Genomic DNA, 7243 nt, shown 5'->3' with positions numbered 1-7243 from the left:
CCCGAAGCCCGAAGCCCGAAGCCCGAAGCCCGAAGCCCGAAGCCCGAAGCCCATGAGTATTTTTCACATCACTACACTTGCATGCTATGCGTCCTTAAGGCAATGTGGTCGCAGTTAAATTATAAATCAAAGAACAGGAGTGAGGATGTCTCAGTTTGATAATGTAAGTGTTGTTAAAGCAGCGAACGTATATTTTGACGGTAAAGTATCAAGTCGTACCGTGGTTTTTGCTGATGGCAGCACTAAAACGTTAGGTTTTATGCAACCGGGTGAGTTTGAATTTGCTACGAGCAAAAAAGAATTGATGGAATTAAACGGCGGCCAGTGGGATGTATTACTCCCTGGTGAGACGAAATGGCAAACGATGTCAGCAGGGGAGTCTTTTAACGTTGATGCTAACGTTACCTTCCAAGTAAAAGTGACTGACTTTGCTGATTACTGTTGTTCGTATACTTAATATACAAATTAAGTGACACGCTGAAAGCCCGCCATGCGCGGGCTTTTGCATATTTAATGTGACTAAATTGATCTACATCAGCTGTAATAACAAATAAATTTCATATTTATGCTTTTCTGCCTTGTGTTAATCTAAATAGCCCCCAATACTAGTTATGAGGTAACATAAAAAAGGATACCCTATGAAAATTAATCTTTCTGGTCACCATGTTGACGTTACTGACTCTATTAGAGAGCACATCAACGAAAAATTTTCAAAAATTGCGAGTCATTTTCCATCTCTGATCGCACTAGATATCATTCTTTCAAAAGAGCATCATAAGCTCCAAGCAGAAATCAGTACCATATACGAAGGCGCGCGTTTATCCGTTAAAGGTGAGAACGAAGTTCTTTATCCAGCTATTGCAAACGCGGCTAAAAAACTCGATGCAGCACTAAAGCATCGTAAAGGCCAAATTAAAGCCAATTTACATGAAAAACCGGTGAGCACTACACCTGAAATTGCTCATGAAATTATTCAAGAAATGGACCTACGTTAAATAATAAAGACGCTAGATCTTAGGCAACTAGGATCTAGCGATTTACATCTAAAGGACTAGTCCTCTAAACCTCCGCTTTACTCTTTATTTCTTAATTAAAACGCTGTAACTTGCTTATTATTAACCATAAGTAATAAGTACACAGATGCAGTCAGCAGTATCAATTTGGCAAACTCGTTTAAACGCACTAGGTCCCGGTATTTTAATGGCGACCGCTGCAATTGGTGGCTCACATTTAGTGGCATCAACGCAAGCAGGGGCTATTTTTGGCTGGCAGCTATTTTGGTTAATCCTCGTTGTTAACGTGCTTAAGTATCCATTTTTCCGCTTTGGTATCGAGTACACGCTAGCCACAAAAAAAAGCTTAGTTGAAGGCTATCAAAGTAAAGGCCCATGGTTTTTTTATAGTTTTATTGGCTTAAATATTATTGCTGCGGTGGTCAATACTGCTGGTGTGCTGCTATTAACGGCCAGTTTATTACACTACGCTTTACCTATTGCTATTTCAGTGACTTTACTGTGTTGGTTGATCCTCGCCGTTTGCTTAGTCATTTTATTACTCGGGCACTTTAAAGCACTCGATAACGTCGCCAAGGCTATTATGGGGCTACTTACACTAGCAACAGTCATTGCCCTATCTATTGCATTTAGTAACGGCCCAATGGCACCTGCTGATTACGTTGGCCCATCTCCCTATGAACTTGCTATGCTGGGTTTTATGGTGGCATTGATGGGTTGGATGCCTGCACCGATTGAAATCTCAGCATTAAGCTCATTGTGGCTTAAAGAAAAGCAAAGCCAGCAAAGCGTGACTAAGGCTCAGGGGTTGTTTGATTTTAATTTAGGTTATTGGTTAACCGCAGGGCTGGCATTAGTATTCTTTTCACTCGGTGTGCTAGTGCAATACGGGCAAAGCGCGAATATAGAGCTCGGCGGCGTGGCATTTGCTAAACAGCTTACTGATATGTATGCCCTGACCATAGGTGAATGGGCACGACCATTAGTTTCAATTATCGCGTTTTTGTGTATGTTTGGCACAACTTTAACCGTGCTTGATGGCTACGCCCGCACATTAAACGAATCACACAAATTATTAGGTTTTAAACAAAGTAAGCACAGCTTAAATATCTGGTTGATAGTACAGTCTTTGGCGGGGATGGCGGTGATCTTATTCTTTAAATCAGCCCTTGGCCCTATGCTTACTTTTGCTATGACGCTAGCATTTTTGACCACGCCGATTTTTGCATGGCTGAACTTCAGCTTAGTTCGCTCAGTGCCAAGTATTCAGCATTCCAAAGTAATACAAAGCTTGAGCTGGTTAGGACTGATTTATTTAGTTGGCTTTGCGTTGGTATTTTTGGTTTGGCAGCTTGGTTAACTTAAAAGGTAAGATGCCTAGCTGCAATGTGCGCGGGGTAAACCCGCGCCTACGTATTGGTAGCAGCGAGTTTACCTCGCCACGGGCTGCGAGCTTCGAATACTAGAACCTAGCTACTACCTAAAACCTAGCCCCTATTTTTCAATTACTTCAGGCTTACTTGAAAAAATCATCGTCGTTTTTAGCAAGCATAGCTTCAATATCTTCAATCATATCTTGGCTTAAATCATCTGCAGAGGTAATAGGTGCAGAGATTTTATTGTTTTCAAACGACCATTCGCCTAAATCAATTAACTGACAGCGTTTTGAACAAAAAGGGCGGTGCGGACTTTTTTCTGACCATTCGACTTGGGTTTTACACGTTGGGCAGCTTACAACTGTTGGCATAACATCTTCTCATACATATTGTTTACGATTTATAACTCTAAAACCTAGAAAGCTAGGTTTTAGGATCTTAAAAACTAGTTACTCGGTTTATCTCGGCTAATGAAGTCATACCGGCGGCAGCTTTTCTGAGGCCTGATAAACGCAAGTTATTAAAGCCTGACTTTAACGATACTTCAGCAATTTCTAGTGAATTACCGCCACGCATAATGATTTGCGCTATTTCTGGAGTAATCTGCATTACTTCATAAATACCGACACGACCTTTGTAGCCATCAGTGCAACTATCGCAGCCTTTGGGTGCAAATAAAGTGAGTTCAGTTATTTGTTCAGGGCTAAAACCTTGGCGTTGTAACTCTTCGTCCGGCAAGCTTTCAGGTGCTTTACATTTAGGGCATAAACGTCGAGCTAAGCGCTGTGCGATAATTAAGCTAATCGAGCTGGCAACGTTATAAGCAGGTACACCCATATTAAGTAAACGGGTTAGGGTTTCAGGTGCAGAGTTAGTATGTAAGGTCGATAATACCAAGTGACCAGTTTGCGCCGCTTTAATAGAAATTTCAGCGGTTTCAAGATCACGGATCTCACCGACCATCACCACATCAGGATCTTGACGTAAAAACGCTTTTAGCGCATTAGCAAAGGTCATCTCTGCACGCGGATTAATTTGTACTTGGTTGATACCTTCAAGGTTAATTTCAACCGGATCTTCTGCAGTGCTAATATTACGCTCTGGTTGGTTAAGAATATTCAAACCAGTGTAAAGTGATACTGTTTTACCCGAGCCGGTAGGGCCGGTAACTAAAATCATGCCTTGCGGTTGTTGCAGCGCATCCATATAGAGCTTTTTCTGCTCAGGTTCGTAACCTAGTACATCAATGCCAAGCATGGCACTGGATGAATCAAGGATCCGCATTACGATTTTTTCGCCCCACAAAGTCGGCAGCGTACTTACCCGGAAATCGATACTTTTACGTTCGGTGATTTTAAGTTTGATACGGCCATCTTGTGGTTTGCGTTTTTCGGCAATATCTAAGCGTGCCATTACTTTTATACGCGCTGATAAACGCGTGGCTAAGCTGTTCGGCGGGCTGGCCATTTCATGTAAAATGCCATCGATACGAAAACGCACGCGGTATTTATGTTCGTAAGGTTCAAAGTGTAAATCCGAGGCGCCTTTTTTAATTGCATCCATCAAAATTTTATTGATGTAGACGATAATTGGGGCATCGTCTTTTTCGTCTTCGCCGTTGTTTTGTATTTCGCGAGGGCTTTCGGTATCTAACTCACTAAATTCTTTAAATTCTTCATCGCTTAAATGCAAACTACCAGAGGCATCAAGCAATTGCTCTATTTTGGCTTCAAGCTGGCGATAATCAACAACGACCACCTCACAGGCAAGCCCTGTACTGAATTCAAAGTTTTCAAAAGCACCATAATCAGTCGGATCCGACGCGGCAATGTAGAGTTTACGGCCTTTTTTAATTAAAGGCAGAATATGATGATCTTTGATCAGTTTTTCTTTAACAAGCTCTTTGGGGATCAGCTCGACGTCAAACTCACGTATATCAAAATAAGGCACTCGGAATAAGTCGATGCATTGCTCGGCAAGTTCATGACCATCAATACCGCTGCATTTTGCGATCAACTCTGCAGTTGAGCCATACTCACGTTGTTTGAGTTTGACTGTTTCTGCGTCAATACGGCCAAGCGTAATAAACTTTCTAAGTAATGGTGAATTAATATTCATTGCGCACCTTGGTTAGATCCTTTCATAGCCAGCAATTTATCAGAAAAAAGAATGGTATAACATCAGTCTTGTCGATTTAAGGTAATTTGACAACAAAAAGCTAAAAAGTTTTTGTTTATCACAACCGTTATCATCTTTATTAGTTAACTTTAGCCGTTAGTTGTAAGTAGTTTTGATGAAGTTGCATTATATCCTGCTCAACTAAATGCAATGGGCGGTTGTTATCAATCACATCGTCAGCTCGGTGGCGTTTATCCTCGCGTGACATTTGTGCGGCGATAATACTGCGTGCTTGCTGCTCAGAGGTGTTATCGCGGGCGATAGTACGCTTGAGTTGTATTTCTACAGGAACGTCAATCACTAAAGTGCGATCACAATATTGCTCAAGACCATTTTCAAATAACAGTGGTGCGACGAGTACCACATATGCGCTGTTTGCAGAGTGTAAATCAGTAAGAGTTTTTTCACGGATCAGTGGATGCAGTAAATTATTAAGCCAAGTTTTTTGCGCTGTATCAGCAAAAATAATCTCACGTAATTGCGCCCGGTTTAAACTGCCGTCGGGGTTTAGCACTTGGGCACCAAAATACTCACTAATAGCAGCTAAACCAGGGCTATGCGGTTTGACTACGTGGCGTGCAATAATATCAGCATCAACCACGGTAATAGCGAGTTTTTCAAACATGGCACTAACGGCGCTTTTTCCGCAACCAATACCGCCGGTTAAGCCCAGCACCCAATTTTTCATCGGTTTATGAGTGGATGCATTCATATTAATAACCTAACAAATTAAAATAAAATACTTGGATTTGTGTGCCCCATAACAAAGTAACCCAACCTGCAATGGCTAAATAAGGCCCAAATGGAATTGGCGTGGCTTTATCTTTGCCTTGAATACTCAATAACGCGATACCAATAATAGCGCCCACTACACTCGATAATAAAACAATGGTGAGTAATGATTGCCAGCCAAGCAATGCGCCAAATACCGCCAGTAATTTAAAATCACCATAGCCCATGCCTTCTTTACCGGTGAGCAGTTTAAATAGCCAAAATACGCTCCAGAGGCTTAAGTAACCACATGCTGCACCAATAATGGCATCTGTTGGGGAGATAGTGATGCCCATTACCGCAGCAATTAATGCTAACCAGACTAAAGGTAAGGTGAGTTGGTCAGGCAGTAGCATATGATCAATGTCAATAAAGGTCAGGGCGACGAGCACCCAAGTAATTAAAATATACAGTAGTGCCTGCTCAGTCGCGCCAAAGGTGTAGGCCACTATTAAGCTTAAAACCGCAGTAAGCATTTCAACAATTGGGTAACGTACTGAAATTGGGTTACTGCAACTGGCGCAGCGACCTTTTAACAATAACCAGCTAATAACAGGAATGTTTTGCCAAGGCTTAATGGTCGTTTTGCATTTTGGGCAAGTAGAGTTAGGCTTGATCAGATTAAACTCAGTTTCTGTATTATCAGCTTTTGTAGGTTTTAAATCGTCAGCCAGTAAAACACGGCATTCTGTTTGCCATTCACGCTGCATCATTATCGGCAACCGGTAAATAACTACATTCAAAAAACTGCCAATACACAGGCTCACTAAGCCAACAGTGAGTAAATAAAACCATAATTGGTTTTGCATAACAGTGATTATATCAAGAAAAAAATTTTGCATTCGCTAAAACCTAAAATCTAAAAACTACTAAAAGCCCGCGCTTACGTGTATGTAGCAGCGAGTTTACCTCGTGACTGTTTATACATTTACACCGATAAACTTATTTTACCACCGAGGGCACAAAGGTGCTGCGCGCTATACAGAGAAACCAAAGTAAAAAATCTTTGATTTCTTCTCTGTGTTCTCGGTGGTGAATTAATCACTGACAGAACTTTAATCTATTGCGCGGGGTAAACCCGCGACTACGTATTGGTAGCAGCGAGTTTACCTCGCGACTGTTTATACATTTACACAAACAAACTTATTTTACCACCGAGGGCACAAAGGCGCTGCGCGCTACACAGAGAAACCAAAGTAAAATATCACTTATTTCTTCTCTGTGTTCTCGGTGGTGAATTAATCACTGACAGAACTTGAATCTATTCGCGGGGTAAACCCGCGCCTACGTATTGGTAGCAGCGAGTTTACCTCGCGACTGTTTATACATTTACACCGATAAACTTATTTTACCACCGAGGGCACAAAGGTGCTGCGCGCTATACAGAGAAACCAAAGTAAAAAATCACTTATTTCTTCTCTGTGAACTCTGTGTTCTCGGTGGTGAATTAATCACTGAGAGAACTTTAATCTAATTGCGTGGGGTAAACCCGCGCCTAGGTATTGGTATCAGCGAGTTTACCTCGTGACTGTTTATACATTTACACCGATAAATCTATTTTACCACCGAGGGCACAAAAGCGCTGCGCGCTACACAGAGAAACCAAAGTAAAAAATCACTTATTTTTTCTCTGTGTTCTCGGTGGTGAATTAATCACTGACAGAACTTTAATCTATTGCGCGGGGTAAACCCGCACCTACGCATTGGTAGCAGCGAGTTTACCTCGCGACTGTTTATACATTTACACAAACAAACCTATTTTACCACCGAGGGCACAAAGGCGCTGCGCGCTACACAGAGAAACCAAAGTAAAAAATCACTTATTTTTTCTCTGTGTTCTCGGTGGTGAATTAATCACTGACAGAACTTTAATCTATTGCGCGGGGTAAACCCGCACCTACGCAT

The 7243-nt window shown here is 41.7% G+C and carries 7 protein-coding genes; 3 read left to right on the top strand and 4 right to left on the bottom strand.

All coding sequences use genetic code 11. The annotated features are described in order from the left end of the window. Positions 1-145 precede the first annotated feature (145 nt). From H5158_RS21790 to H5158_RS21780, 3 genes are all read left to right on the top strand, one after another. Entirely contained in the window at positions 146-457 is a 312-nt protein-coding gene (locus H5158_RS21790) for a pyrimidine/purine nucleoside phosphorylase (RefSeq protein WP_182740889.1), read from the top strand. 181 nt (positions 458-638) lie between these two features. Further along, the gene (gene hpf / locus H5158_RS21785) at positions 639-995 is read left to right on the top strand and encodes a ribosome hibernation-promoting factor, HPF/YfiA family (protein ID WP_145235189.1); all 357 of its coding nucleotides are present in this window, start codon (positions 639-641) and stop codon (positions 993-995) included. Positions 996-1200: 205 nt separating this feature from the next. Beyond that, a complete protein-coding gene (locus H5158_RS21780) occupies positions 1201-2373 on the top strand; it encodes an NRAMP family divalent metal transporter (protein WP_182740891.1) in 1173 nt (390 codons plus the stop codon). Positions 2374-2529: 156 nt separating this feature from the next. Here the strand turns inward: H5158_RS21780 and yacG are convergent, their stop codons facing one another. The 4 genes from yacG to H5158_RS21760 form a co-directional block, all read right to left on the bottom strand. Beyond that, the gene (gene yacG / locus H5158_RS21775) at positions 2530-2760 is read right to left on the bottom strand and encodes a DNA gyrase inhibitor YacG (RefSeq protein WP_149981349.1); all 231 of its coding nucleotides are present in this window, start codon (positions 2758-2760) and stop codon (positions 2530-2532) included. A 67-nt stretch (positions 2761-2827) separates the two neighbouring features. Next, positions 2828-4507, bottom strand: coding sequence for a type IV-A pilus assembly ATPase PilB (gene pilB, locus H5158_RS21770; protein ID WP_182719520.1), 1680 nt, complete (start codon positions 4505-4507; stop codon positions 2828-2830). 139 nt (positions 4508-4646) lie between these two features. Next, positions 4647-5279: a dephospho-CoA kinase gene (gene coaE / locus H5158_RS21765; RefSeq protein WP_149981347.1), complete on the bottom strand. Its 633-nt coding sequence runs from the start codon at positions 5277-5279 to the stop codon at positions 4647-4649. 1 nt (position 5280) lies between these two features. Then, the gene (locus H5158_RS21760; protein WP_310736713.1) at positions 5281-6180 is read right to left on the bottom strand and encodes an A24 family peptidase; all 900 of its coding nucleotides are present in this window, start codon (positions 6178-6180) and stop codon (positions 5281-5283) included. Between the last annotated feature and the right edge of the window lie 1063 nt (positions 6181-7243).

It is taken from the genome of Pseudoalteromonas sp. SR45-6, from assembly GCF_014163545.1.
GTDB classification, from domain to species: domain Bacteria; phylum Pseudomonadota; class Gammaproteobacteria; order Enterobacterales; family Alteromonadaceae; genus Pseudoalteromonas; species Pseudoalteromonas rhizosphaerae.
This window is presented reverse-complemented; position numbering and strand designations above follow the sequence as displayed.

Excerpts from the sequence above, each read along its gene's own strand:
- H5158_RS21790 (WP_182740889.1), top strand. The coding sequence starts at position 146 with ATGTCTCAGTTTGATAATGTAAGTGTTGTTAAAGCAGCGAACGTATAT.
- hpf (WP_145235189.1), top strand. The coding sequence starts at position 639 with ATGAAAATTAATCTTTCTGGTCACCATGTTGACGTTACTGACTCTATT.
- H5158_RS21780 (WP_182740891.1), top strand. The coding sequence starts at position 1,201 with ATGGCGACCGCTGCAATTGGTGGCTCACATTTAGTGGCATCAACGCAA.
- yacG (WP_149981349.1), bottom strand. The coding sequence starts at position 2,760 with ATGCCAACAGTTGTAAGCTGCCCAACGTGTAAAACCCAAGTCGAATGG.
- pilB (WP_182719520.1), bottom strand. The coding sequence starts at position 4,507 with ATGAATATTAATTCACCATTACTTAGAAAGTTTATTACGCTTGGCCGT.
- coaE (WP_149981347.1), bottom strand. The coding sequence starts at position 5,279 with ATGAATGCATCCACTCATAAACCGATGAAAAATTGGGTGCTGGGCTTA.
- H5158_RS21760 (WP_310736713.1), bottom strand. The coding sequence starts at position 6,180 with ATGCAAAATTTTTTTCTTGATATAATCACTGTTATGCAAAACCAATTA.